The sequence below is a fragment of the Novosphingobium sp. PhB165 genome, from assembly GCF_004341845.1.
Lineage (GTDB): Bacteria > Pseudomonadota > Alphaproteobacteria > Sphingomonadales > Sphingomonadaceae > Novosphingobium.
Genome location: NZ_SLVB01000004.1, coordinates 453035 through 476742, shown reverse-complemented (window position 1 = coordinate 476742; position 23708 = coordinate 453035). Strand labels below are relative to the sequence as shown.

Annotated in this window: 21 protein-coding genes; 12 read left to right on the top strand and 9 right to left on the bottom strand. The window is 66.7% G+C overall.

Annotated features, from left to right (window positions below):
- The first annotated feature begins 2 nt into the window (after window positions 1-2).
- The 3 genes from EDF56_RS13795 to EDF56_RS13785 all read left to right on the top strand — a co-directional run bounded on the left by EDF56_RS13795 (window position 3) and on the right by EDF56_RS13785 (window position 3165).
- Window positions 3-1523 (top strand): YifB family Mg chelatase-like AAA ATPase, encoded by a 1521-nt coding sequence (locus tag EDF56_RS13795; protein ID WP_132388294.1) that lies wholly within the window; start codon window positions 3-5, stop codon window positions 1521-1523.
- Between the two features lie 39 nt (window positions 1524-1562).
- Complete coding sequence (locus EDF56_RS13790; protein ID WP_132388292.1) at window positions 1563-1946, top strand: NUDIX domain-containing protein; 384 nt, start codon at window positions 1563-1565, stop codon at window positions 1944-1946.
- Window positions 1947-2274: 328 nt separating this feature from the next.
- Window positions 2275-3165, top strand: coding sequence for an EamA family transporter (locus EDF56_RS13785; RefSeq protein ID WP_132388613.1), 891 nt, complete (start codon window positions 2275-2277; stop codon window positions 3163-3165).
- 10 nt (window positions 3166-3175) lie between these two features.
- On the opposite strand, the gene EDF56_RS13780 is transcribed toward EDF56_RS13785, so the two are convergent.
- Together EDF56_RS13780 and EDF56_RS13775 are read right to left on the bottom strand one after the other, a co-directional pair.
- Window positions 3176-3931 carry an alpha/beta fold hydrolase gene (locus EDF56_RS13780; protein ID WP_243652586.1) on the bottom strand — a complete coding sequence of 252 codons (756 nt, stop codon included), beginning with the start codon at window positions 3929-3931 and terminating at the stop codon, window positions 3176-3178.
- A gap of 28 nt (window positions 3932-3959) precedes the next feature.
- Window positions 3960-4541, bottom strand: a complete 582-nt coding sequence (locus tag EDF56_RS13775) for a DUF3617 domain-containing protein (protein WP_132388290.1) — start codon at window positions 4539-4541, stop codon at window positions 3960-3962.
- 109 nt (window positions 4542-4650) lie between these two features.
- On the opposite strand from EDF56_RS13775, the gene uvrB reads away from it, so the two are divergent.
- The 6 genes from uvrB to EDF56_RS13745 all read left to right on the top strand — a co-directional run bounded on the left by uvrB (window position 4651) and on the right by EDF56_RS13745 (window position 12644).
- Window positions 4651-6837 carry an excinuclease ABC subunit UvrB gene (gene uvrB / locus EDF56_RS13770; protein ID WP_132388289.1) on the top strand — a complete coding sequence of 729 codons (2187 nt, stop codon included), beginning with the start codon at window positions 4651-4653 and terminating at the stop codon, window positions 6835-6837.
- Between the two features lie 80 nt (window positions 6838-6917).
- Window positions 6918-7199, top strand: a complete 282-nt coding sequence (locus EDF56_RS13765) for a type II toxin-antitoxin system HicA family toxin (protein WP_243652585.1) — start codon at window positions 6918-6920, stop codon at window positions 7197-7199.
- Complete coding sequence (locus EDF56_RS13760) at window positions 7199-7420, top strand: type II toxin-antitoxin system HicB family antitoxin (RefSeq protein ID WP_132388285.1); 222 nt, start codon at window positions 7199-7201, stop codon at window positions 7418-7420. The genes EDF56_RS13765 and EDF56_RS13760 overlap by 1 nt, the downstream gene beginning before the upstream one ends.
- A 296-nt stretch (window positions 7421-7716) precedes the next feature.
- Complete coding sequence (locus EDF56_RS13755; RefSeq protein WP_243652584.1) at window positions 7717-8790, top strand: helix-turn-helix transcriptional regulator; 1074 nt, start codon at window positions 7717-7719, stop codon at window positions 8788-8790.
- A gap of 176 nt (window positions 8791-8966) precedes the next feature.
- Window positions 8967-10451, top strand: coding sequence for an acetyl-CoA hydrolase/transferase family protein (locus tag EDF56_RS13750; protein WP_243652583.1), 1485 nt, complete (start codon window positions 8967-8969; stop codon window positions 10449-10451).
- Window positions 10452-11138: 687 nt separating this feature from the next.
- The gene (locus EDF56_RS13745) at window positions 11139-12644 is read left to right on the top strand and encodes a peptidase S10 (protein ID WP_132388281.1); all 1506 of its coding nucleotides are present in this window, start codon (window positions 11139-11141) and stop codon (window positions 12642-12644) included.
- A gap of 76 nt (window positions 12645-12720) precedes the next feature.
- On the opposite strand, the gene EDF56_RS13740 is transcribed toward EDF56_RS13745, so the two are convergent.
- The 5 genes from EDF56_RS13740 to tsaD all read right to left on the bottom strand — a co-directional run bounded on the left by EDF56_RS13740 (window position 12721) and on the right by tsaD (window position 17880).
- A complete protein-coding gene (locus EDF56_RS13740) occupies window positions 12721-13353 on the bottom strand; it encodes a hypothetical protein (protein ID WP_207904708.1) in 633 nt (210 codons plus the stop codon).
- A gap of 163 nt (window positions 13354-13516) precedes the next feature.
- The gene (locus EDF56_RS13735) at window positions 13517-14236 is read right to left on the bottom strand and encodes an OmpA family protein (RefSeq protein ID WP_132388277.1); all 720 of its coding nucleotides are present in this window, start codon (window positions 14234-14236) and stop codon (window positions 13517-13519) included.
- Window positions 14237-14297: 61 nt separating this feature from the next.
- Window positions 14298-15815, bottom strand: coding sequence for a lipopolysaccharide biosynthesis protein (locus tag EDF56_RS13730; protein WP_132388607.1), 1518 nt, complete (start codon window positions 15813-15815; stop codon window positions 14298-14300).
- An 8-nt stretch (window positions 15816-15823) separates the two neighbouring features.
- Entirely contained in the window at window positions 15824-16849 is a 1026-nt protein-coding gene (locus tag EDF56_RS13725; protein ID WP_132388275.1) for an NAD(P)H-dependent glycerol-3-phosphate dehydrogenase, read from the bottom strand.
- Complete coding sequence (gene tsaD, locus EDF56_RS13720; RefSeq protein WP_132388273.1) at window positions 16846-17880, bottom strand: tRNA (adenosine(37)-N6)-threonylcarbamoyltransferase complex transferase subunit TsaD; 1035 nt, start codon at window positions 17878-17880, stop codon at window positions 16846-16848. Before tsaD ends, EDF56_RS13725 begins: the two co-directional genes overlap by 4 nt.
- 61 nt (window positions 17881-17941) lie before the next feature.
- Between tsaD and hemC the strand changes: the two genes are divergently transcribed.
- Genes hemC through EDF56_RS13705 form a run of 3 tightly spaced genes read left to right on the top strand, consistent with a single transcriptional unit; the run spans window position 17942 to window position 20545 of the window.
- On the top strand, window positions 17942-18895 hold the full coding sequence (hemC, locus tag EDF56_RS13715) for a hydroxymethylbilane synthase (RefSeq protein ID WP_132388271.1): 954 nt from the start codon (window positions 17942-17944) through the stop codon (window positions 18893-18895).
- An 8-nt stretch (window positions 18896-18903) separates the two neighbouring features.
- Window positions 18904-19599, top strand: coding sequence for a uroporphyrinogen-III synthase (locus EDF56_RS13710; RefSeq protein WP_132388269.1), 696 nt, complete (start codon window positions 18904-18906; stop codon window positions 19597-19599).
- A 19-nt stretch (window positions 19600-19618) separates the two neighbouring features.
- On the top strand, window positions 19619-20545 hold the full coding sequence (locus tag EDF56_RS13705; RefSeq protein WP_132388267.1) for a hypothetical protein: 927 nt from the start codon (window positions 19619-19621) through the stop codon (window positions 20543-20545).
- Between the two features lie 209 nt (window positions 20546-20754).
- Here EDF56_RS13705 and EDF56_RS13700 read toward each other — a convergent pair whose 3' ends face one another.
- Window positions 20755-21999 (bottom strand): UbiH/UbiF/VisC/COQ6 family ubiquinone biosynthesis hydroxylase, encoded by a 1245-nt coding sequence (locus tag EDF56_RS13700; protein ID WP_132388265.1) that lies wholly within the window; start codon window positions 21997-21999, stop codon window positions 20755-20757.
- Window positions 21996-23678, bottom strand: coding sequence for an alkaline phosphatase family protein (locus EDF56_RS13695; RefSeq protein WP_132388263.1), 1683 nt, complete (start codon window positions 23676-23678; stop codon window positions 21996-21998). The genes EDF56_RS13700 and EDF56_RS13695 overlap by 4 nt, the downstream gene beginning before the upstream one ends.
- Between the last annotated feature and the right edge of the window lie 30 nt (window positions 23679-23708).

Below are 23708 nucleotides of genomic sequence, written 5' to 3'. Positions count from 1 at the left end.
TCGTGGTCGCACTCGTTTCGACCGTCGCCTACCTGGGGTTGGAGGCGCGTTCGGTCGAAGTTCAATGCCAGGTGGCACCGGGAATGCCCGGATTCGCGCTGGTCGGCCTGCCGGACAAGGCAGTGGGCGAAAGCAGGCAGCGCGTCAGCGCGGCGCTGACCGCCATGGGCCTTGCGCTGCCGCCCAAGCGCATCACCATCAATCTCTCGCCCGCCGACCTGCCCAAGGAAGGCTCGCACTACGACCTGCCGATCGCGCTTTCCCTGCTGGCCGCGATGGGCGTGGTCGATGCCGAGCAACTCGCGGATTTCGTGGCCGTGGGCGAACTGGCGCTGGACGGGCGGGTAATCCCCTCCCCCGGCGTGCTGCTCGCCGCGCTTCACGCCAGCGAGCGCGGCCAGGGCCTGATCTGCCCCGCCGCGCAAGGGACCGAGGCCAGCTGGGTGAGCCAAGGGAAAGACGGCGTGCCCGTGGTCGCCACGCCCAACCTCATTAGCCTGCTCAACCATCTCAAGGGCACGCAAGTCCTCCCCCGGCCCGCGCCCGGTCAGGCCGCGCCGCCCGTGCCCGGGCCGGACCTCAAGCAAGTGAAGGGGCAGGAAGTGGCCCGCCGCGCGCTGGAAATCGCCGCCGCCGGATCGCACAATCTGCTGATGAGCGGGCCGCCGGGCGCCGGAAAGTCGCTGCTCGCCTCGTGCCTGCCCGGCATCCTGCCCGAGCTTACCGCTGCCGAGGCACTGGAAGTCTCGATGATCGCCTCTGTCGCGGGAACGCTGGAGGAGGGGCGGATCAGCCGCGCACGCCCGTTCCGCTCGCCGCACCACTCCGCCTCGATGGCGGCGCTTACCGGCGGCGGGCAGCGCGCGCGGCCGGGCGAAGTCTCGATGGCGCATCTTGGCGTGCTGTTCCTCGACGAATTGCCCGAATTCCAGCGCGCCGTGCTCGATTCGCTGCGCCAGCCGCTGGAAGCTGGAGAAATCTCGGTCGCGCGTGCCAATGCCCACGTCACGTATCCCGCCCGCGTCCAGCTTGTCGCGGCGATGAACCCCTGCCGCTGCGGGCATCTTGCCGATACGGCGCTGGCCTGCTCGCGCGCGCCGAAATGCGCTGCCGACTACCAGAGCAAGGTCTCCGGCCCGCTGCTCGACCGTATCGATCTCCATGTCGAAGTCGATCCCGTGCGCGCCGTGGACCTCGCCCTGCCGCCTCCGAAGGAAGGCAACGCCGAAGTCGCCGTCCGCGTCGCCCGCGCACGGCAGGTGCAGGGCGCACGGCTCGAAGGCACCGGCAGGCGCACCAATGCCGAACTCGACGGCGACTTGCTCGAAGCGCACGCCACGCCCGACGAGGCAGGTCGCAAGCTGCTGATGCAGGCGGCCGAGGCCATGCACCTCTCCGCCCGCGGTTATACCCGCATCCTGCGGGTGGCGCGCACGATCGCGGACCTTGCCGGAGCGGCGGAGGTAGGGCGGGTCCATGTGGCCGAAGCGCTCAGCTATCGCCGCCGGCCCCCGACGAATTAGGCCGGTTGAACCGCTTTTCCTGCCTGCTACGGCAGTTGAATGGAGCAAGGCGCACATCACACCATTCGCATTGCCGCGGCTTTGATCGACGATGAGGACGGAAGGCTTCTGCTGGTTCGCAAGACCGGCACAGCGTGGTTCATGCAAGCGGGAGGCAAAATAGAGGATGGCGAGAACGCGCTATCCGCTCTTCGGCGCGAGTTGCGCGAGGAGATTGGCCTGTCGGTAATCGACGGGGAAATTCGCCACCTCGGCTGCTTTTCGGCACCGGCAGCCAATGAAGCAGGCCATATCGTCGAGACTGAGGTTTTCCATATCCGCACCCGGCATACCCCCGAAACGCAATCGGAAATCGAAGAGGCGGTTTGGGTGGGTCATGCGGAAGCGGCAGTGATGCCGCTGGCTCCGCTCACCCGGGAGTAATTCTTCCGCTATCTCGCACACTTTGAGCGTCCGCCCGGGCATCCAGGAGAGGTGACGGCGCGCCTTTTCCTCCGGCAGATGATCGAGAGATGAGTGAGCGAAATTCGCTTGCCAACACCGTACCTCCGTCATCCTGAACTTGTTTCAGGATCCATCGCGCCAATCAGGCTGCGGTGTAGGTGGCGAAATGGATCCTGAAACAAGTTCAGGATGACGATGTGAGTGGGGTAGCGTCTGCTCACTGCCCGTCGCGCGCCGTCCCTATGCGACCGGAAGCGACTGACATCCCACACTTGCCCTTTTTGCCCCCCGCAGGCATCGCGCCATGATGACGCCGCGCCCTACAACCGACCGCACTGCCCTTTTCGCCGGCCTCTCCATCATCGTCGCGCAGACATCGATCAATCTCGGCGCAGCCTTTGCGAAGAGTCTGTTCCCACTCGCCGGGCCAGAGGGCGTGGCGGCCCTGCGCACGACGATCTCGGCAGTAATCCTGCTGGCCATCGCCCGGCCGTGGCGCGCGCGGATGACCGGGCGGCAGTTGCGGTGGTTGCTGCTCTACGGGCTGGTGCTCGGCGGCATGAACCTGATGATCTACTGGGCGATCCGGCGCATTCCCATCGGCATTGCCGTCGCCATCGAGATCTGCGGACCGCTCAGCCTGGTTCTGGCGACCTCGCGCTCGGTGAAGGACTTCCTGTGGCTAGCCCTGGCGCTCAGCGGCATGGCGCTGCTGATCCCGTGGGAGGGAAGCGCCCAAGCGCTCGACCCCATCGGCATCCTCTTCGCACTGGGCGCAGCGACCTGCTGGGCGCTCTACATCCTCTGCGGGCGGCGGGCATCCGAGGTCGGCGGTTCGACGGCGGTCTCGATCGGCATGATAGTCGCCTGTTTCGTCACCGTGCCCTTCGGCCTCGCCTCTGCGCCGGCGAGCCTGCCGCTGCATGCGCTGGCACTGGGCGCGGTGGTCGCCGTGCTGTCGAGCGCACTGCCTTATGTGCTGGAAATGCGGGCGATGGGGCAGCTTCCCAGCCGGATCGTCGGCCTGCTGAGCAGCATGGCCCCCGCATTGGGTGCGATCATCGGCTATCTGGTGCTGGATGAACGGCTGACGGGCCTTCAGTGGCTGGCCGTCGCGATGATGATCTCCGCCAGTGCAGGGTGCTCGCTGGCATCGCGGCCACCCGTGTCCCGGCCCCGCGACGACGTCATGGCCTGAGACAGCCCGCTTATTCCTCGACGTCGAGTTGGCGCAGCACTTCCGCGATCACGCGCGGATCGCTGGAAAAGCCAAGGTGCGAGCAGCGGATCGCCACCGCCCGGTCGCGTTCTCCCGGCCAGCCGCAGGCCGAGCGCGGGTGGATCACGCCATCGCGCGGGCTCCACAGCGCGATCGTCGGCACCGTGGGTTTGACCGTGAAATCGCAGTCAATCGGCGGCGCATTGACCGAATGGCCGGTCACCACCTGATAGGCGCGCCAGGCATTGTTGGCGCGCGGGTCGCCCGAGAAGGGCGTGCCCATGGTGATGACTTTCGACACGCAATCGGGCTCCCGCCGCGCGATCTCTCGCGAGAACAGGCCGCCCAGACTCCAGCCCACCAGCGCGACCGGCCGGCGATGCTGCCGGGCCAGAGCGCCCACGCGGCGCATCAGGAATGTGAAGTTCTGCGGATTGGGCCCAAGGTTGAGCCCCAGTCCCCAGTCGTAGACCTCGTGCCCCGCCTCGGCGAGTGCCTCCGCCATCGGCTTCATCCGGTTGGGATGGGCGCCGAAGCCCGGCAGCAGCATCACCGGCTGCGGATGCAGCGCCTTTTCCACGGTGGGCGCCTTCCACCCGCCCCGGCGCAGCGAGGCGAGTTCGGCAAGGAACAGCCGCAGCGATGGCCTGCGGACGCCTTCGGGATGCGGCTCACGCGCCAAGGCGGCGCGGCGCGCGATAGCGCTGCGCATCATGCCGATCTGTCGCGGGGCCGAACCGTTCACTTCTTTCCTTCGTTACTCACAGCCACCGCTATTTACAGTCACCGATGCGCTGGGTGGTGGTGTGCATCGCCATATTCATTTGCCCGTTTGGCCCCGGACCGCCGGACATGTCCATGACGACCGTCACGTCCGAACCTTCCGCAGTGACGGTTCCGGCCAGCTTCATGACGGCTCGCCCTTGATCGCCGGACTTGCAGTCCATTTGGGCATCGAGCTTGCCGCCATCAACCTCGAAGCGCGAATAGGTGCACTCCTTGCCCTTGCCGATCCCCTCGAACATGTCGCGGTAGCCCTTTTCGGCTTCGGCGGCGGTCAGGCAGAACGTGCTGACTTTGGTCTTGGCCATCATCGCCTTCATCTGCTCGGCCGCCTCGCTGGGCAGGCCGGGCACGTCCATGCGGGTGACCTGGACCGTCTGCTTGTACTGGCCCGGTGTCGGCCGCTGGAGCTGTGCCGCTTCCTGCTTCACATCGTCCATGGACTTCGCGCCGGGGGTCGGTTGCCGGGAGGCCTGCTCCTTCGAATCGTCAGTCTTCGAGCCGCAACCAGTCGTCGCCCCTACCAGAACCAGCCCCAGGAACGCCATCGAAACCGTCGCCATCCGCGCCATGTAACCGTTATCCCTTCGCGTCGTCCGAAGCCTTGAGGGGTATCACCGGCCGCCGCGCCCTGCCAATGACTCATTGCGGGGCCCGGCGACATACCCCATATGTTCTCCCATGGCAGAGCTGATCATCCGCCGGGGCCTTGAGGAACCGGATACCTCGGGCACTTTCGTCCCTCACAAACCGCAGCGTCCCGACAAGTCGATGCCGGGCAGGCCGTTCAAGGTCGTTTCGGAATACGAACCGAACGGAGACCAGCCGACGGCCATCGCCGACCTCGTCGCCACGGCGGGAGAGGGCGAGAAGACGCAAGTGCTGCTGGGCGTAACGGGCTCGGGCAAGACGTTCACGATGGCCAAGGTGATCGAGGAACTGCAGCGCCCGGCGCTGATCCTTGCCCCGAACAAGATCCTCGCCGCGCAGCTCTATGCCGAGATGAAAGACTTCTTCCCGGAGAACGCGGTCGAGTACTTCGTCTCGTACTACGATTATTACCAGCCTGAGGCCTACGTCGCCCGGTCTGACACCTACATCGAGAAGGAAAGCTCGGTGAACGAGGCGATCGACCGCATGCGCCACTCGGCGACGCGGGCATTGCTGGAGCGGGACGACGTGATCATCGTCGCCTCGGTCTCATGCCTCTACGGCATCGGCTCGGTCGAGACCTATTCGGCGATGATCTTCGACCTCAAGGTCGGCGAAACGCAGGACCAGCGCGAGATCATCCGCAAACTGGTCGCCCTCCAGTACAAGCGCAACGACGCGGCCTTCACGCGCGGCACCTTCCGCGTGCGCGGGGACAATCTGGAACTGTTCCCCTCCCACCTTGAGGACACCGCCTGGCGCATCTCGTTCTTCGGGGACGAGATCGAGGAGATCGCCGAGTTCGATCCGCTCACCGGCAAGAAGGGCTCCGCGCTCGAAAAGGTGCGGGTCTACGCGAACTCGCACTACGTCACGCCCGGCCCGACGATGAAGCAGGCGAGCGAGGCGATCCGTTTCGAACTGACCGAGCGTCTGAAGGAACTGGAAGCCGAAGGCCGCCTTCTGGAAGCGCAGCGGCTGGAGCAGCGCACCAATTTCGACCTTGAGATGATCGCCGCCACCGGAAGCTGCGCGGGAATCGAGAACTATTCGCGCTTCCTCACCGGCCGCCTGCCGGGCGAGCCGCCGCCGACTTTGTTCGAATACCTGCCGGACAATGCGCTGCTGTTCGTGGACGAAAGCCACCAGACGGTGCCGCAGATCGGTGCCATGTCGAAAGGCGACCACCGCCGCAAGATCACGCTGGCCGAGTATGGCTTCCGCCTGCCGAGCTGCATCGACAATCGCCCGCTGCGCTTCAACGAATGGGATGCGATGCGCCCGCAGACCATCGCCGTGTCCGCGACTCCCGGCCACTGGGAGATGGACGAATCGGGCGGCGTCTTCGCCGAGCAGGTGATCCGCCCCACCGGCCTGATCGACCCGCCGGTGGAAATCCGCCCGGTCGAGGATCAGGTGCAGGACTGCATCGTCGAGTGCAAAACCACGGCCGAGCGCGGCTATCGCACCCTCGTCACCACCCTCACCAAGCGCATGGCCGAGGATCTCACCGAGTTCATGCACGAGGCGGGCGTGCGCGTCCGCTACATGCACAGCGACGTCGAGACGCTGGAACGCATCGAACTGATCCGCGATCTTCGCATGGGCGTCTACGATGTGCTGGTAGGCATCAACCTGCTGCGCGAGGGCCTCGACATTCCCGAATGCGGGCTCGTCTGCATCCTCGATGCCGACAAGGAAGGCTTCCTGCGCAGCGAGACTTCCCTGATCCAGACTATCGGCCGCGCCGCGCGTAACGTGGATGGCCGCGTGATCCTCTATGCCGATCGCATGACCGGCAGCATGGAGCGCGCGATCGCGGAAACCGACCGCCGCCGTGCCAAGCAGGAAGAATACAACACCGAACACGGCATCACCCCGCAGACGATCAAGCGCCGCATCGCCGACATCGTGGCAGACACCGCCAGCCGCGACGGCGTGCTCGTCGACATCGATGCCGAGGGTGAGAACAACCTCGTCGGCCACAACTTGCGGGCCTATATCGAGGACCTCGAAAAGAAGATGCGCAACGCCGCCGCCGACCTCGAATTCGAGGAAGCCGGCCGCCTGCGCGACGAGATCCGCCGCCTCGAAGCCAGCGAACTCGGCATTCCGGACGACCACAAGAAAGCGCCCATCGTCGGCCGCAGCAACGAGGGCAAACCCGGCACGCGCAAGACGCGGTATGGGAAAGTACAGCGGAAATGGAGCAAATAGACGTAAACCATGGTCCAGACACTCCAATGCAGTCCGGATTTGGATTGAACTTCCATGCCCACTCAGTAATTTGACTGGTAATGCGCCTCAAACCGTTTGAGGCACCAATGATCAAACCAGCCAAACTTTATGCGGAACTTCTGGAAGCACAGGATCGAACAATCTCGTTCCGCGATTTCGAGAAGTTGCTCAGGGCATTTGGATTCACCCACAAACGGACCAAGGGAAGCCATCAAATCTGGATACACCCTGCCCTCAACCGTCCCTTCCCGGTTCAGCCGAGTGCCAAGGACGCCAAAGCCTATCAGGTTCGCGAGTTCCTTGAACTCGTCGAGCAGCACGCGTTATACATGATCGAGTGATGGAACCTCGTTACCACATCAACCTGTTCTGGTCCGATGAGGACTCCTGCTGGATCGCGGATGTTCCCGATCTCAAGCCTTGCTCCGCGCATGGCAAGAGCCGGGTCGAAGCCCTGGCGAACATCAACGATGCTATCGAAGGCTGGCTGGAAGTCGCCGCCGAGCAAGGCATGCCGATACCGGAGCCTCGTTACAGACCAGCCATTTACGCGACCGCCTGATCTTCGCGTCACTCCTGATAAACCCGTTTCCGTGATCGCCCGGCCAGAGCGCAGCGGGCCGATACAAGACGCCCGGACCCTGTAGGAACAGGGCCCGGGCATAGTCTCAGGATGGCATTTCGCCGATCCCTCGGGTCGCAGATCCGTTCTGGACGTAACGCCGCCTGCAGGCATACCACGTCCATGGTAAAGCCTCTGAGCACGAGTGCTCATTAACAGTACTTGTTAAGTACACGTCCAGCCGTCATGAAGGTCATGTGCACGGGAACAGGGAATCCCTCAGCGATGGCAAAGAGGTGACAGACCTCTTCGCGCGGGCACCCTTCGAACAGGGAGGGTGGGATACTGCACTCAAGGCTTTGCGCGACATTACGGGCTCTTCCCGTGCCCAGCTGCTCGCCTTGGGCCATCGCTTCCGGTCCTTCAACTGGGCAACGGACTGCCCTCCCGATTACGAGGAAGAGTTCATCGCTGCGGGCGGATTGCGGCGCGACGTAAACTATCGCGTGGCCGCCACGCGCGCGCCGATGGAGCTGACCTGGGAGGCGCATTATCAAGAGGTGCGCCAAAATGGGACAAACGAAGCCTATCTGGACCACGTCCGAAAGTATGACGCGGAATTCGGCGCGCAGATCGTGCTCAGCCAGCGGCCCGGTGTGTTCTTCGGCCTCGCCGTGCTGCACGGACATCGCGAGGGACTGACCACCGAGGCGCAGCGCGCGGTATTGCAAGCCGTCGCTCCCCACGTGCTTGCCGCGATCCGCATGCAGGATGCCATCGAGCATCAGGGCATCGATCTGCTGCGCGGCTCGCTGGAGGCGTTCCAGAGCCCGGCCATCCTGCTCGATTCGCTGGGCCGGGTCTGTGACGCGACCGAAACGGCGCGGGCATTGCTCGGGCCCGGCACATTGCAGGTCCGCGCCGGCACGCTGCATGCGTCGCGTCCCGATGTCGACCGGCTGCTCCAGAAGCGCATCGCCGCCGCGCTTGCCGGCGCAGCCGATGGCCCCGCCGACCTGTGGCTCCGCTCGGACACCGACCTCCTGCTCATCGATGTCCGCACCCTGCCCCGGCACGACTGGAGCTTCGGCTTCGCGCCAAGGGTGATCGTTACCTTGCGCGCGCCGCTCGGCCCCGCGCAGGCGCAGGGACGCACGATCGGAACCGCGCTGGGCCTGACCGCGGCCGAAGGCGAAGTGGTGGCACTGCTTGCCCATGGCCATTCGCGGCAGGAGGCAGCGAATCTGCGCGGCGTCAGTGTTCAGACGGTGATCGCCCAGTTGCGCACGATCTTCCAGAAGTGCGGCGTCAATCGTGAGGCCGAACTTGTCGCACTTGCGCGCGCCGTCATGGAAATGGGTCCGCGCTAGAAGCAGTTGCCCCGTCCATGTTACTTGTCATGCGCTGGCCGCAATCGCATCGGTAGACTTTGCACTGTACCTGCGCGCACGCAGGCGCGACTGGCTCCGCCCGGGAAAGTCAAATGCCCAAGTCATAGGTCCCAAGTCACAAGCGAGAGGTAGCCATGCGGATCGAATGTCCCGAAATGCGTTCACGGATCATGCCCGCCGAGGAGGCTGCCCGCCTCATCGATAGCGGAACCACCGTGGGGATGAGCGGCTTCACCGGATCGGGCTACCCCAAGGCCGTGCCGCTGGCGCTGGCGGCCCGGATCGAGGCCGAACATGCCGCCGGGCGCGCCTTCAAGGTCCGCATGTGGACGGGCGCCTCGACCGGCCCCGAACTCGACGGCGCGCTGGCCAAGGCGGACGGCATCGAATTCCGCCTGCCCTACAACTCCGACCCCATAGCCCGCGAACGCATCAACAAGGGCGAGATGAACTACTTCGACATGCACCTGAGCCAGGTGGCGCCGATGGCCTGGCAGGGCTTCCTTGGCCCGCTGGACACGGCCGTGATCGAAATCTCGGGCATCCGCGCCGACGGCAGCCTGATCCCCTCCTCCTCCGTGGGCAACAACAAGACCTGGCTCGACCGCGCCTCCAAGGTCATCCTCGAAGTGAACGCGTGGCAGAACGAGGCGCTGGAGGGCATGCATGACATCTATTACGGCACCGCCCTGCCGCCCAACCGCGTGCCGATCCCGCTGGTAAAGGCGGACGACCGCATCGGCTCTCCCTACCTGAAGGTTGATCCCGCCAAGGTTGTAGCCGTGGTCGAGACCGACCGGCCGGATCGCAATGCGCCGTTCAGCCCACCGGATGACAAGGCTCGCGCCATCGCCGGGCACATCCTCGAATTCCTCGGCCACGAAGTGAAGATGGGCCGCCTGCCCCGCGAACTGCTGCCGATCCAGTCCGGCGTGGGCAATATCGCCAATGCCGTGCTGACCGGCCTTGTCGATTCGCCGTTCGAGAACCTCACGTCCTACACCGAGGTAATTCAGGACGGCATGCTGGACCTGCTGGACTCGGGCAAGCTGCGCATGGCTTCGGCCACGGCCTTCTCGCTCAGCCCCGAGGCGGCGGCGCGCGTCAATGCCGATATGGCCCGGTACCGCGACAAGATGATCCTGCGCCCGCAGGAAATCTCCAACCATCCCGAGCTGATCCGCCGCCTGGGCTGCATCGCCATGAACGGATTGATCGAGGCCGATATCTACGGCGCGGTGAACTCCACGCACGTAATGGGCTCGCGCATCCAGAACGGCATCGGCGGATCGGGCGACTTCGCGCGCAATGCCTTCATCTCGATCTTCGTGACGCCCTCCACCGCGAAGGGGGGCAAGATCTCGGCCATCGTGCCGCAGGCGAGCCATGTCGATCACATCAACCAGGACGTGCAAGTGATTGTCACCGAGCAGGGCCTTGCGGATCTGCGCGGGCTCAGCCCCAAGGAGCGCGCCAAGGTCATCATCGGCAATTGCGCGCATCCGGACTATCGTCCGTTGCTGGAGGACTATTACGCCCGCGCGCTGAAGGGGTCTTACGGGCTCCAGTCACCCTCGCTGCCGGGCGAGGCGTTGTCCTGGCATCAGCGTTTCATCGATACGGGATCAATGCTGCCCTGATCGGTTGACGGTTGGCCGTTGCACCGTTTCCGCTCAGGCTGAGCTTGTCGAAGCCCCTTGCGGGCGTGGCGCGAGGTTGCCATCCTTCGACAAGCTCAGGATGAGCGGGGTGGGTGGAGAGAGCTTCACCGACCAACGGAGGCCCATCCTCCCGCCGTCCTTCCAGTCCCGCTCAGGCTGAGCCCGTCGAAGCCCCTTGCGGCGTAGCGCAACGCGGCCATCTTTCGACAAGCTCAGGATGAGCGGGAGTGGGTGGGGCAACCTCACCGGCCAGCCGAGGCCCCATCCTCCCGCCGTCCTCCCAGTCCCGCTCAGGCTGAGCCTGTCGAAGCCCCTTGCGGCGTAGCGCAACGCGGCCACCCTTCGACAAGCTCAGGATGAGCGGGAGTGGGTGGGAAAACCTCACCGGCCAGCAGAAGCTCCATCCTCCCGCCGTCCTCCCAGTCCCGCTCAGGCTGAGCCTGTCGAAGCCCCTTGCGGCGTGGCGCAACGCGGCCATCCTTCGACAAGCTTAGGACGAGCGGAATGGGCGGAATGGGCGGGGGAACCTCGCCGCCAGCGAAACCCACCGCCCGTGTCGCATTTTCGGCAAGGACTCACTTGCCGTATACTATTTGCCCGTTCTAAGCATCGCCCCCATCGGCGCCCCGGAAGCGGGCGCACTCAACCAAGGGGTCGTACTTCCCGATGCGCACCGTTTCCCTCGCCTGCCTGGCGCTTTCGCTCGCCTTGGCCGCAGGCCCCGCCGCCACTTACGCGGCCGACAAGCCTGCCCCCGAAGCCAAGGATGAGAAGAAGGACGACAGCCAGCTCGCCCCCTTCCCCGAAGCCAAGTCGATCAAGCAGTCGGCCGTGATCGGCGGCAAGACCGTCAATTACGTCGCCACCGTCGGCTCACTTCCGGTCAAGGACGAGAAGGGCAAGACCATCGGCGAGGTGGTCTACACCGCCTATACCGTACCCGGCGCCCCCACCACGCGCCCGGTGACGTTCGCCTTCAATGGCGGCCCCGGCGCGGCTTCGGTCTACCTGAACCTTGGCGCCATCGGTCCCAAGCGCGTGCAGTTCGGCGCGCAAGGTGACGCCCCGTCCGACTCGGCGGTGCTGCGCGACAATGCGAATTCGTGGCTGGACTTCACCGACCTCGTCTTCATCGACCCGATCGGCACCGGGTTCTCGCGCAGCCGCGTCGACGCCGAAGCGACGAAGAAGGCGTTCTACACCTCCGAGAACGACATCAAGTACCTCAGCCGCATCGTCTATGACTGGCTGAACACCAACGGACGCCTCACCAGCCGCAAGTACCTCGCCGGCGAAAGCTACGGCGGTTACCGCGTGCCGCGACTGGCCTACTACCTGCAGACGCAGATGGGCGTGGGCATCAACGGCATGACCATGGTCTCGCCCTATCTCGACCCGCCCGCCATCGGCGAGGACGATGCGCTTTCGCCGCTGCCGTGGATGATCAACCTGCCCGCGATGGCGGCCGGTCACCTTGAGCGCGAAGGCAAGCTCAGCGCCGAAACCATGGCGCCGATCGAGCAGTATCTGAAGACCGAGTTCGTGGCCGACTTCCTCGCCGGCCCGAAGGACAAGACCGCGACCGATCGCCTGTCGGCCAAGGTTGCCGAGATCACCGGCCTCGATCCGGCGCTTGTCCGCCGCATGGACGGCCGCGTCGACATCGGCACCTATCTGCGCGAGATTCGCCGCGATCAGGGTCTGGTCGGTTCGGTCTACGATTCGAACTTCACCGCCTATGACCCGTTCCCGGCCAGCGCGCGCGCGCAGTACGGCGATCCGCTGCTGACCACGCTGATCGCGCCCACCACTTCGGCCATGGTCGACTTCGTGACGCGTCAGGTCGGCTGGAAGGTCGATGCGCGCTACAACGCGCTGTCCAACGAAGTGAACGAGGCCTGGGACCGCGACAACAGCGACAACCCGGTGAAGGACCTGCGTCAGGCAATCTCGATCGACCCGAAGATGACCGTGGACATCGTTCACGGCTGGGACGACCTTTCGTGCCCCTACTTCGGATCGCGCCTGATCGTCTCGCAGATGCCCGAATTCGGCCGCGCCGACCGCGTACACCTGCACATGTACCCGGGCGGGCACATGTTCTACTCGCGCACCGACAGCGGCGCGGCGCTGCGCCGCGACATCATGGAAAGCTACCGCGCCGGGGCGTGATGGCACTTCCCTGATGCAATGAAAAAGGGCCGCGGAGAGATCCGCGGCCCTTTTTGTTTTACGTGGGACTGGCCGTTCAGAGCTTGCCGAACTTCGCCTCGTAGCTGCCGGTATCGCCGCTTGCGAGCATCTTGGCCTGCTCGACCCAGTTATCGCGGCGCGGACGGCCCGCGAAAGCGCCCAGCTTGCCGTCAAGGTCGTCAAGATCGGCGTCGGTCCAGCCGGCGATCTGCTCGAAGCGGGTAATCCCCAGCGTCGTCAGCAAGGTCTGCATCTTGGGGCCGAGACCCTTGATCTTGCGCAGATCGTCGGCCCCACCAGTCGCCGCAGGCGCGGGCGCGGCTTCCTGAGCCGGTGTCACCACAGGCTCAGGAGCCGGAACCGGTTCCGCCGGCTCGGCAGCGATGGTCTGCGGCGGCACCACGTTATCGACTTCCTCCTGCGCGGCAACGGCGATGACCTCGCCGATCCCGGCCATCGTCCCCGCCATCGCCGGCGGATCGATATGGATGGGCGCAGTGAAGCGCGCGGCAGGCGGGGCGTCGTCGATCAGGGCCTGGTTGCGCTGCGCCGGGGCAGCACCTTCGTCCAGCACGTCGGGCCGCCGGTCGCGCGGGGCCGGTTTCGAGGCTCTGGCAAAGAGCCAGAAGGCAACGACGATGCCGATCAACAGGGCGGCGATGAAGACCAGCGAGTTGGCCTCTATCATTTGCAGCACGAAACTATCCCTTCCGGTTCCACAGGAGCCAGCCGATGCCGAACCCAGCAAGGTAGGTCAGCAGCACCGAAACGGCCATTTCAAGCCATAGCGGCATGGGCGGCTCCTTTCATAGCATTTCCCACCGTAATTGCCTCCTGCGCGCGACGTGACATCAACCCGGTCCGGGCGTGTCGATTGGTGTCGGCTTGACGGGGGCAGAGGCGATTACGGAGAATTCGATGCGGCGATTGGCCGGATCGTGCGGATCCAGCCCCTCGATCGGCTGTTTGGCGCCGACGCCGGTGGCGCGCAATCCGTCGGCCGGAATGCCGCGCCCGATCAAGGCCCAGCGCACCGCTTCCGCCCGCGCGCGCGACAGCGCCACATTGGCTTCGGGAATGCCGCCCGCGTCGGTATGGCCGGTCACCGCGATGATACTGCCGACGCAGGGCCGCAGCGCCTGCGCCACTTCGTCGAGCAACCGCACGCTGCCCGGATCGATCTGCGCGCTCGCCTCGGTAAAGCGGATCGAGCGGGTGGCGAGAATGCCCTCGACGTCGTCCTGACAGCGCAGCTTGGCAACGGCGGTGTCCTGCCCCGCCCAACTGATCCCGCCAATGCCCGGCACATCGGAAACGGCGGCGGCGACGCGCGTGCGCGTGGCATCGTCCAGCCCCTGGCCACCCGAGAGGATCGGATGGCGCGTCAGCCAGCCGTAGCGGTCGCGGAAGGCGAGCGTGACGGCCTGCCCGCCCGCTTCGTCACGCACTTGCACGGCGCTGCGTTCAAGACCGCTCACGAAATCCGGCCCTACAACGCGCGTCGAGACGAAAGACAAGGCAAGGCTGAGCGCGGCGCCAGCGGCGACGATGGAGGCGCGGCGGGGGTTCATGCGTTTAACCTAGACGAACTGGTGCCGGTGCCGCGACAAAAATGCGCGTTTCGCGTATTTTTCAAACAGACGCAGGCTTGGTCTTGTGGAACAGCTTGCGGTCTTCGGGACCGAAGGCCTTCTTCCAGATCACCAGGAAATAGGAGCCGAGGATCGCGGGAATGCCGAAAGCCAGCTCGGCCCATTCGGGCAGGAACCGGGTGGCAAGGTAGCCGATCACCACCGCCGGGACGGCTGCCCAGACCAGCGCCCAGCGCCAGTTGTTGATCGACTGGCCAAGGAACTTCGCCAGCATGTGCGACTTGATGATCGAGGCGAAGCCCAGCGAAACCATCAGTGCCGCCGCCGCGCAGGCGGCCTGATAGAGCGAATTGTAGCCCCAGTGCTGCAAGAGCAGGATGCCCCCGAACGTCATGCCCGCCTGCAAGCCGATGGTCAGGACCGAGACGACAAGGTTGCGCAAGCGCGCGACGTAGATCAGCGCCGCCTCGCTGACGACGGCGGTGGCCGCCACCACTTCGGCGGCCAGCAGGAATGCCAGCGCCCCGGTTCCGCCCACGAACTCGCGGCCGACAAGGCCCATCACGCCTTCGCCGGGAAGTCCGAGCGCCAGCGCGATGCCCGCCTGCGCGGCAGTGATCCAGAAGCCCACCTGACAGACTTGCCGGGCAATCGCGGCATAGTCCTTTTCCTTCAGGTTGCGGGTGATGACCGGGCCCAGCACGGGCTCGAAGCTGGTCTTGAGCTTCTGCGGCAGGCTCGCCACCTGCTGCGCGGCGTAATAGACACCGACTGCCGAAGGCGGCGCCAGGAAGCCGAGCAGAAACAGGTCGACGCGGCGCGTGCCCCATTCGATGGTGTCGGCCAGCGCGATCGGCAGCGAGCGGATCGCCAGTTTGCGCATCTCGTGCGGGCGCGGGCGCCACTGACGCGGCACCCCATATTCGCGGATGAAGGGTATGAAAGCAGTGATCGCGGATGCGAAGATCGAGCCGATATAGGCAATCGAAAGCCCGCTGTCGGGCGCGAGCCAGATCATCGCGCCGGCCAGAATCGAGATCGTCCAGGGCTCGACAATCGCGCGCGCCCACACCGTGGGCGTCACCCGCAGGCGATAGGCCAGCGCGGCCAGCCAGATCTCGGTGAGCGTCAGCGGCGGGATGGCGATCACCATCAGCCGGTCGATCTGGGTATAGTGCCCGCCCGGGAACATCGGTGCCGGCACGAACCAGAAGAACAGCGCCGCGCAGACACTGGCGATCACCGCCAGAATCGTGCCGTCGGCAATCACGTTGGCCTGCCGGACCTCGCCCTCGGTGTTCGATAGGCGCAGCGCGAGCCCGCGCTTTTCGCCCATCGTGCAGATCATCGAGGTCAACTCGATCACCACCAGCGCCGAGGCGAAGCGCCCCAGCGCCGCCGGACCATAGACCGAGGCGCGGCCGGCGATGAACAGGAACGGGATCCGCGCGGCCAGGCGCAGGAAGAAGCCGAACAGGTTGGTGCGCCCGCCCTTGGCCAGCGCCGCGATATCGTCGCGCTCCCGTTCTTCCCGCAAGTTCTCGTCGCGGGCCGTCATGCCGTCGGTCAAAGAACCGGCTCCTGCTCGGCGCGCAGGGGACGGGCGAGGATGCCGCTGACCACTTCGGCGGCAGGAGCCATGCCTGCAAGCAGGCGGCTGACGGCTTCGGCGATCGGCATCTCGATACCGTCGCGGCGGGCGATATCGACCAGCACCGGCGCGGTCGCCGCGCCTTCGGCCACGGTGCTCTTGCCGGACAGCGCCTGCTCGGCGGTCTGGCCCTGCCCCAGCGCGAGGCCGAGCGAAAAGTTGCGACTGGACGTCGAGGAACAGGTCAGCACAAGGTCTCCAAGGCCGCAGAGGCCCGAAAGCGTTTCCGGGCGGCTTCCACGCGCCAGACCGAACCGCAGCATTTCCGCATAGCCGCGCGCGATCAGGGCCGCGCGGGCGTTCTGGCCGAGCTTGAGCCCGTCCACCACACCGCAGGCAATCGCCAGCACGTTCTTGATCGCGCCGCCAATCTCAGCCCCTATGACGTCGTCGGAGTAGTAAGGCCTCAGTGCCGGCCGCGCGAGCAGGGGCGAAAGCCGCTGCCACTGCGCCGCGCCGCCCGAGCAGGCGAGCGTGACGGCGGTGGGCAGCCCGGCGGCGACCTCATGCGCGAATGTGGGGCCGGAAAGCACGGCGATCTCGGCGCCGGGCACCGCTTCTGCGGCGACATCGGCCATGAGCCGCCCCGTCCCCGCCTCAATCCCCTTGGCGCAAAGCACCAGATCACGCGCGCCACCGGTGAAGCCCAGCGCGGGAAGCTGCGCCAGCACACCGCCCAAAAACTGCGCGGGAACGACGGCCAGCAGCACCGGCAAGGCCGCCAGTTCGGCCAGATCGGATGTCGCGCGAATGCTGGGCGCCAGCACGGCATTGGGAAGGTAGATATCGTTGCGGCGCGTCTCGTTGATACGCGCGGCGAGCTCGGGCTCGCGGGCCCAGAACAGCACCTCGCTGCCGTCTCCGGCGGCCGCTTGCGCCAGCGCGGTGCCCCAGGCTCCCGCGCCGATCACGCCGATGGCGGGTGCCCCGGACCCGCTCATGCCTTCACCCCCGCGCCGCGCACGGCGCCGGCCTCGGGATCGAGCGGCCAGCGCGGCCGGGCGGCGACGTCGAGCGGGTCGGACTGGCCCAGCGCGAAACGCTCGACCCCGGCCCATGCGATCATCGCCGCATTGTCCGTGCAGAGCGCCAGCGGCGGGGCCACGAAATCGAGGCGGTGCTCGGTGGCAAGCGCCTCCAGCGAGGCGCGGATCGCCTTGTTGGCGGCAACCCCGCCCGCGACCACCAGTGCATTGACCGGGCCGACGCTTGCCAGCGCGCGGCGCGTGCGGTCGATCAGGCAGTCTATCGCCGCCTGCTGGAAGGCAGCGGCAATATCGGCATCGGTGTAGAGGCCGGACTGCTTGGCGCGCATGACCGCGCTCTTGAGTCCGGCAAAGGAGAAGTGCGGTTCCGAGGATCCGACCAGCGGGCGCGGCAGCGGCACCCCGCGCGGATTGCCCTCGCGCGCCAGCCGCTCCATCGCCGGCCCGCCCGGATAGCCGAGCCCCAGCAACTTGGCCGACTTGTCGAAAGCTTCGCCCAGCGCGTCGTCGATGGTAGTGGCAAGGCGGCGGAACTTGCCCACGCCTTCCACCAGCAGGATCTGGCAATGGCCGCCGGACACCAGCAGCAGCATGTACGGATATTCAAGCGCGGCATCGGCAAGGCGCGGCGAGAGCGCGTGGCCTTCCAGATGATTGACGGCGATCAGCGGCTTGCCCGTCGCCATGGCCAGCGCCTTGGCGGTAACGAGGCCAACCATCACCCCGCCGATCAAACCGGGCCCGGCCGTGGCGGCAATGGCGTCGACATCGTCCAGCGACATTCCTGCATCGGCCAGGGTCGCCTCGATCAGCGGAGCCAGCCGCTCGGCATGCGCGCGCGCGGCGATTTCGGGCACGACACCGCCATAAGGCCGGTGTGCCTCGTCCTGCGAGGCGATGCGCTGCGCAAGAATGGTCCGGTCGCTGGTAACCAGCGCGGCCGCAGTCTCGTCGCACGAGCTTTCGATGCCCAAAATCGTGCTCATATTCGTATTACCCTGAACGGCCCTTCCACTGGCCGCCATTGGCGGGTAGCACAACCCGCCGATGACGACGCTCACCAAAACGCATGAACACCACTTCCGCCTCGGCACCCGCCGTTCGCCACTGGCGTTGGCGCAGGCCGAAGAAGCATGCGATCGGCTTGCCGCCGCGCATGGTATCGATGTTGCGCATATAGAGATCGTGGCCGTGACCGCCAGCGGCGATCGCATCCAGGACCGCGCGCTTGCCGAAATCGGTGGAAAGGCGCTCTGGACCAAGGAGCTGGATGCCTGGCTGGCCGCCGGTGAAATCGACTTCGCGGTCCATTCGGCCAAGGATGTCGAGACCATTCGGCCTGACATCTTCACCATCGGCGCGATCCTCCCGCGTGAGGATGTGCGCGACGTACTGATTGGCGCCGAATCGATTCGCGCGCTGCCGCAAGGCGCCGTCGTGGGCACCAGCGCCCCGCGCCGCGCCGCGCAGCTCCTCCATGCCCGGCCCGACTGCAAGGTGGTTACGTTTCGCGGCAATGTCGCCACGCGGCTGGCAAAGCTGGCGGCGGGCGAAGTCGATGCCACGTTCCTGGCCGCTGCCGGGCTAAGACGGCTGGGCGAGACGGGCACCGGCCATCCGCTCGACGAGAACGACTGGCTGCCCGCCCCCGCGCAGGCCGCGATCATGATCGAATGCCGCGCCGACGACGCCCGCACGCGCGCCCTGCTCGCAGGCGTGGACCACGCGCCCAGCCGCGCGGCGGTTGAGGCCGAGCGCGCGCTGCTGGCCGGGCTCGGCGGGAATTGCCACAGCCCCATCGCCGTGCTCACCCGCAGCGAGGGCGACATGCTGGCGATGCGCGCCGCGCTCTACAGCCCCGACGGGGCCGAGAAAGTGGAAGGCGAGGCCCGCTTCGCTCCCGGCGATCCCCGTGGACCTGCCGACTTGGCCGCCGATCTGCTGGCGCGTGCGGTCCCCGCCATTGCCGTGCATTTCGCCGGCACCGAAGCCGCCACCTGACCGAGACCGTGCTCCCCCTCATCATCATCCGGCCCGAGCCCGGTGCGCAGGCCACTTGCGAGGCCGCCCGCGCAATGGGGCTGGAAGCCCAGTCCTTCCCGCTATTCGCGGTACGCCCGCTCGACTGGCAGCCGCCGGCGCGCGAGACCGTCGATGCTGTGCTGCTGGGCAGCGCCAATGCCCTGCGCCACGGCGGCGCGGCGCTGGATCTCTATCGCGGATTGCCTGCCTATGCCGTGGGCGAGCGCACTGCCGAAGCCGCGCGCGAAGCCGGGCTGGACGTGATCCTGACCGGAAGCGCCGGATTGCAGGAGATGCTGGACCGCATCGATCCCGCCCATCGCCGCCTGCTGCGCCTTGCCGGGCGCGACCGGGTGAAACTCGACGTGCCGCCGCGCCTCTCGATCACCACGCGCGATGTCTACGCGAGCGAGGCGCTGCCGCTTCCCGCCGCCCTGTCCGCGATATTGCGGGGCCCGGCCGTGATATTGCTCCATTCCGGACAGGCGGCGGCGCATTTCGCGCAGGCCCTGGCCGGAGCCGGAATCGGCCGCGCGAAAATCCGCCTTGCCGCGCTCGCCCCGCGTATAGCGGCAGCGGCCGGAACCGGCTGGGCCGCACTGGCCACTGCCCCCAACCCCGACGACGCGGCGCTGCTGGCCTTGGCCCGAGACTTGTGCCAAGGCTTTACGCCGGGATCGTGATCTTACAGAAACGAGCGTGATGCAGGACCTGACCTCGCCCCCTACCCTGATGCCCGATCGGCCGCGTTCGCGCGCCGGAGCGCTGTTTGTCGCGCTGCTCGCCTTCGTACTGGGCGGGGCGCTGGCGCTGTGGGGCGCGCAGGAAGGCTATTTCGACCGTCTGCTGCCCGGGCATGAGGCCCATCAGGACGATAGGCCCGCGCCTGTCGTGGCGGCGCCTGCCCCGGTCGTGGGCCATGCCCCCTCGGCGCAGGATCTGGCCGCGATCAGCTCGGTGGAGGGCCGCCTCGCGCTTGTCGAGGATCGGCTTTCGCGGGTCGATTTCGAGACCAACGCTGCCTCCGGCAACGCCGCCCGGGCCGAGGGCCTGCTGATCGCCTTCGCCGCGCGCCGCATGATCGATCGGGGCGAACCGCTCAGCTACGTGGCCGACCAACTGCGCCTGCGCTTCACCAATGCGCAGCCGCGTGCAGTGGATACGGTGATCGAGTTTGCAAAGAACCCGGTCACGCTCGACGAACTGTCCGCCCGTCTCGAAGCGCTCTCGCCCGAGCTGAGCGAGAAGCAGACCGACCAAAGCCTGTGGCAGAAGGCGCGCAACGAACTGGCCAACCTGTTCACCGTGCACCGCGATTCCTCGACCCTGCTTTCGCCCACCGCGCGGGTGGATCGGGCGCGGCTGATGCTGACCGCGCGGCGCATTCCCAACGCCATCAGCGAAGTCCAGCGCCTGCCCAATGCGCAGGCCGCCGATACGTGGATCGCCGACGCGCGCCGCTATCAGGACGTGCAGGACGCGCTCGACCTGCTGGAAACCACCGCCATGCTGGAACCGCGCCGCTTGCAGGACTCGGCAGGCCATGCCGTCAGCCAGCAGAGCCCGCTGGCAGCTCCGGGCGAGGAGGCGAGCCCCACGCCGGATCCGGAACCGACCGGCGAGGAGTGAGGGTTTTCGGCCCTCAACGCTAACCGAATTAATCAGAACACTTCGTCGTCCCCGCGCAGGCGGGGACCCCGCTTGTTTTTTCTTGAGGCGTGGAGACAAGGAAGCGGGGCCCCCGCCTTCGCGGGGGCGACGGGGTTTTCAGCCGAAAGTCACGACGGTTCGCCGTCAAAAGTCGCGATGAGCCCCCGGATCCGGGCCAGCGCTCTCGCTCAACCCTGAAGCAATTCCGGCAGCTTGCCCGACATGCCTCGCGCCTCGTCCATGAAGAAGCGCTTGAGCGTGGGAATGCGCTGCACCGCCCCCATGCCGAGCCGTCGCACGGCGCTGGGCAGGCGGCCGGGAACGCCGAACAGGCGGGTGAGCCCATCGGTCACCGACATGACCATGAAGGCATCGAGGCTGCGCCACTTCTCATAGCGCTTGAGCAGCTGCATATCGCCCGGCTCCAACCCCAGACGCATGCCCTCGGTCAGCACTTCGACCAAGGCGCCCACGTCGCGCAGGCCTAGGTTGAGGCCCTGCCCGGCAATCGGGTGCATGCCATGCGCGGCATCGCCGATCACGGCAAGGCGCTCGTCGATCACATGGCCCGCGTGGTGGAAGCGCAGCGGATAGCTCATGCGCGGGGCCGAGAGCGAGATCTTGCCCAGCACACCGTGCATCCGGCTCTCCACCTCGTTCACGAACATGGCGTCGCTCATGGCGATGACGCCCGCTGCGTCCTTCTCCGCCACGGTCCAGACAAGCGCGCTGCGGTGGCGCCCTTCGGCATCGTCCAGCAGCGGCAGCAGCGCGAAAGGCCCGGCGGGATAGAAGATTTCCCAGGCGGTATTCTGATGCGGCTTCTCGTGGAATAGCCCGGTCACCATGGCGCGGTGCTTGTAGTCCCACTTGGCGAGCGCGAAGCCGGCCTCGTCACGCGTGGGCGACTGGCGGCCCTCGGCGGCGACCAGCAGGCTCGCCTTGAGCACGCGGCCATCGGACAGCTCGACCTCAACGCCATGCGGCCCACGGTCACGGCGAACCGCCTCGGTCTTCACGTGCCAGGCGATGTTCGACTGCCCTTTCGCCGCCTCGAACAGGGCGATGCGCAGATCGCGGTTGGCGAACATGCGGCCCAGCGAGCCTTCGTCCGGCTTCGGCGTGAAGTCGATCCGGCCGGGCTTCATCCCGTCGGTCACGGCAATCGAATCGATCGGGCAGCCAAGCCCTTCCAGCGCGGCGGCGAGGCCGATCTTGCCGAACAAGTTCCAGCTCGCGGTGGAGATCGCCGAGGCGCGACCGTCCGCGCCTTCGGCGGTCAGGTCCGCCGGATCGGCGCGGTCGATCACGTGGCTGGTGATCCCCGCCTTGGCGGCGGCGAGCGCCAGCGTCATGCCGACGAGACCGCCGCCGAGGATAATCAGGTCGCGGCGATCCACCGCAGTATCGAGCCTTGCTGCCGAGTCGTTCATCGACGGCAGCTATCGGCCTCCGACGCGTCGATGTCGAGACACCTTCCATCCCAGGTGCCGGCCGGCGCGGAAAGGCCTACGGTCGCCGCAAGGGTGGGCGCGATGTCCACCGTTTCGACCGGGGTCGGCTGCTCGAAGCCGGTCATGCCCTTGCGCCAGAACAGCATCGGCACGCGGCGGTCGTAATCCCAGACACTGCCGTGCGTGGCGACCTTGCCCGGCGATGCCTTGCCGGGGACGACGCCGCGCCGGGTCAGCATCTGCACCGGGCCCGAGCGGCCGGGCACGAACGAGGCGCGCACCCTCTGCTCGATCGTCCAGTCCTGCGGATTGCCCTTGGGCACCGGGATCTTCATCAGCTCGTCCTCGGTATAGACCGCCGCGATCTGCGGGTTGGCCTTGAGCCGGGCGACCAGCGCGACCGTGACTTTCGCCTTCTGCGCCTCATTCAGTTCGGCCGAAAGCCAGACGCTGCCCGATTCCCCCGCGCCGTAGAACAGCGGGCCCTTCGCGACCGAAATGCCGGTATCCTGCGTGACGGCGGCGGCCAGCGCCTTGGCGGTCAGCGCCGTATCGATCCGCACCGCATCGGGATTGCCGCGCAGTTGCTGGCGCTCGGGCGCGTCGAAACCGCCATGGTCGGCGGTGAGCACGACCTCATAGTCGATCCCGCGCGCGTCGAGCTGATCGAACAGGTAGCCCAGCGCCTGATCGAGCACGTTCATCTGCACGCACATCTCGACACCCTCGGTGCCATAGGCATGGCCGACCCGGTCGGTGGCCGAGAAGCTGACCGACAGCACGTCGGGCACCGCATCCTTGCCAAGGCCGAGTTCGTCCACCACGCGCACGGCCATCTCGGCCGTCGCCGTATCGACGCGCGGGCCGTTGACGAAGGCCTTGAAGTCCCCGGCGGCGAGGGGGAAGCGGTAGGTGCCGATCGTGAAGTCGCCGATCGGGGTGGCGCGGTCGACATTGCCGCACCAGCCGGGGACCGGCAGCGGGCCGTCACCAGCGGCCACGCGCTGGGTCAGGACGGCGTTCTCGGCCGCAGCGGCCTTGCCCGCGCGGCGCCCCGGGAACGTGGTGAAGCCGCTGTCGCCGATCCAGTAGACCGCATCGGTATCGTGTCCGCTCATCATCACGGCCGCGCGGTCCTTGGCGGAGACGGCAGCGTTGATGGTCCGGGGATTGGCGTGCTTCATCAGATCACCGAGCGTGGGCGCCAGCAAGTGCCCGGGGCTCACCGTCACCGCCTCGGGCGTGGACTTCGGATCGTTTTCATCCTCCACGCAGTAGACTTCCTTGGCCGCGCGCGCGATGCCGGGGACGAACCACGAATTCGCAGTGATCCCGGTGCGCGCGGGGTGGACGCCGGTCAGGATCGTCGAGTGGCCGGGGCACGTCTCGGTCGCCGCGTGCGACTGGAAGCCCTGCGCAAAGACCGCGCCTTGCAGCAGGCGCGCGAAGCCCTTCGTGTAGTGTTCACGGTACTGCGCGAAGAGATCGGCGGAGAACTGGTCCACCGCGATGGCCACGATCAGCTTCGGCGCCCCCTGCGGCACTTGCTCGGTGACGGCCGGCATGGCCGGAGCGGCGGGCGCCTCCTCCGCCAACGCCGGAACCGGAAGCGCAAGGGCTATCGCCATCGAAGCGAGCGAGGTGGAGAAGAGGCGCATGAGGGGTCTTCCTTGAAATCTGGAGGCGTT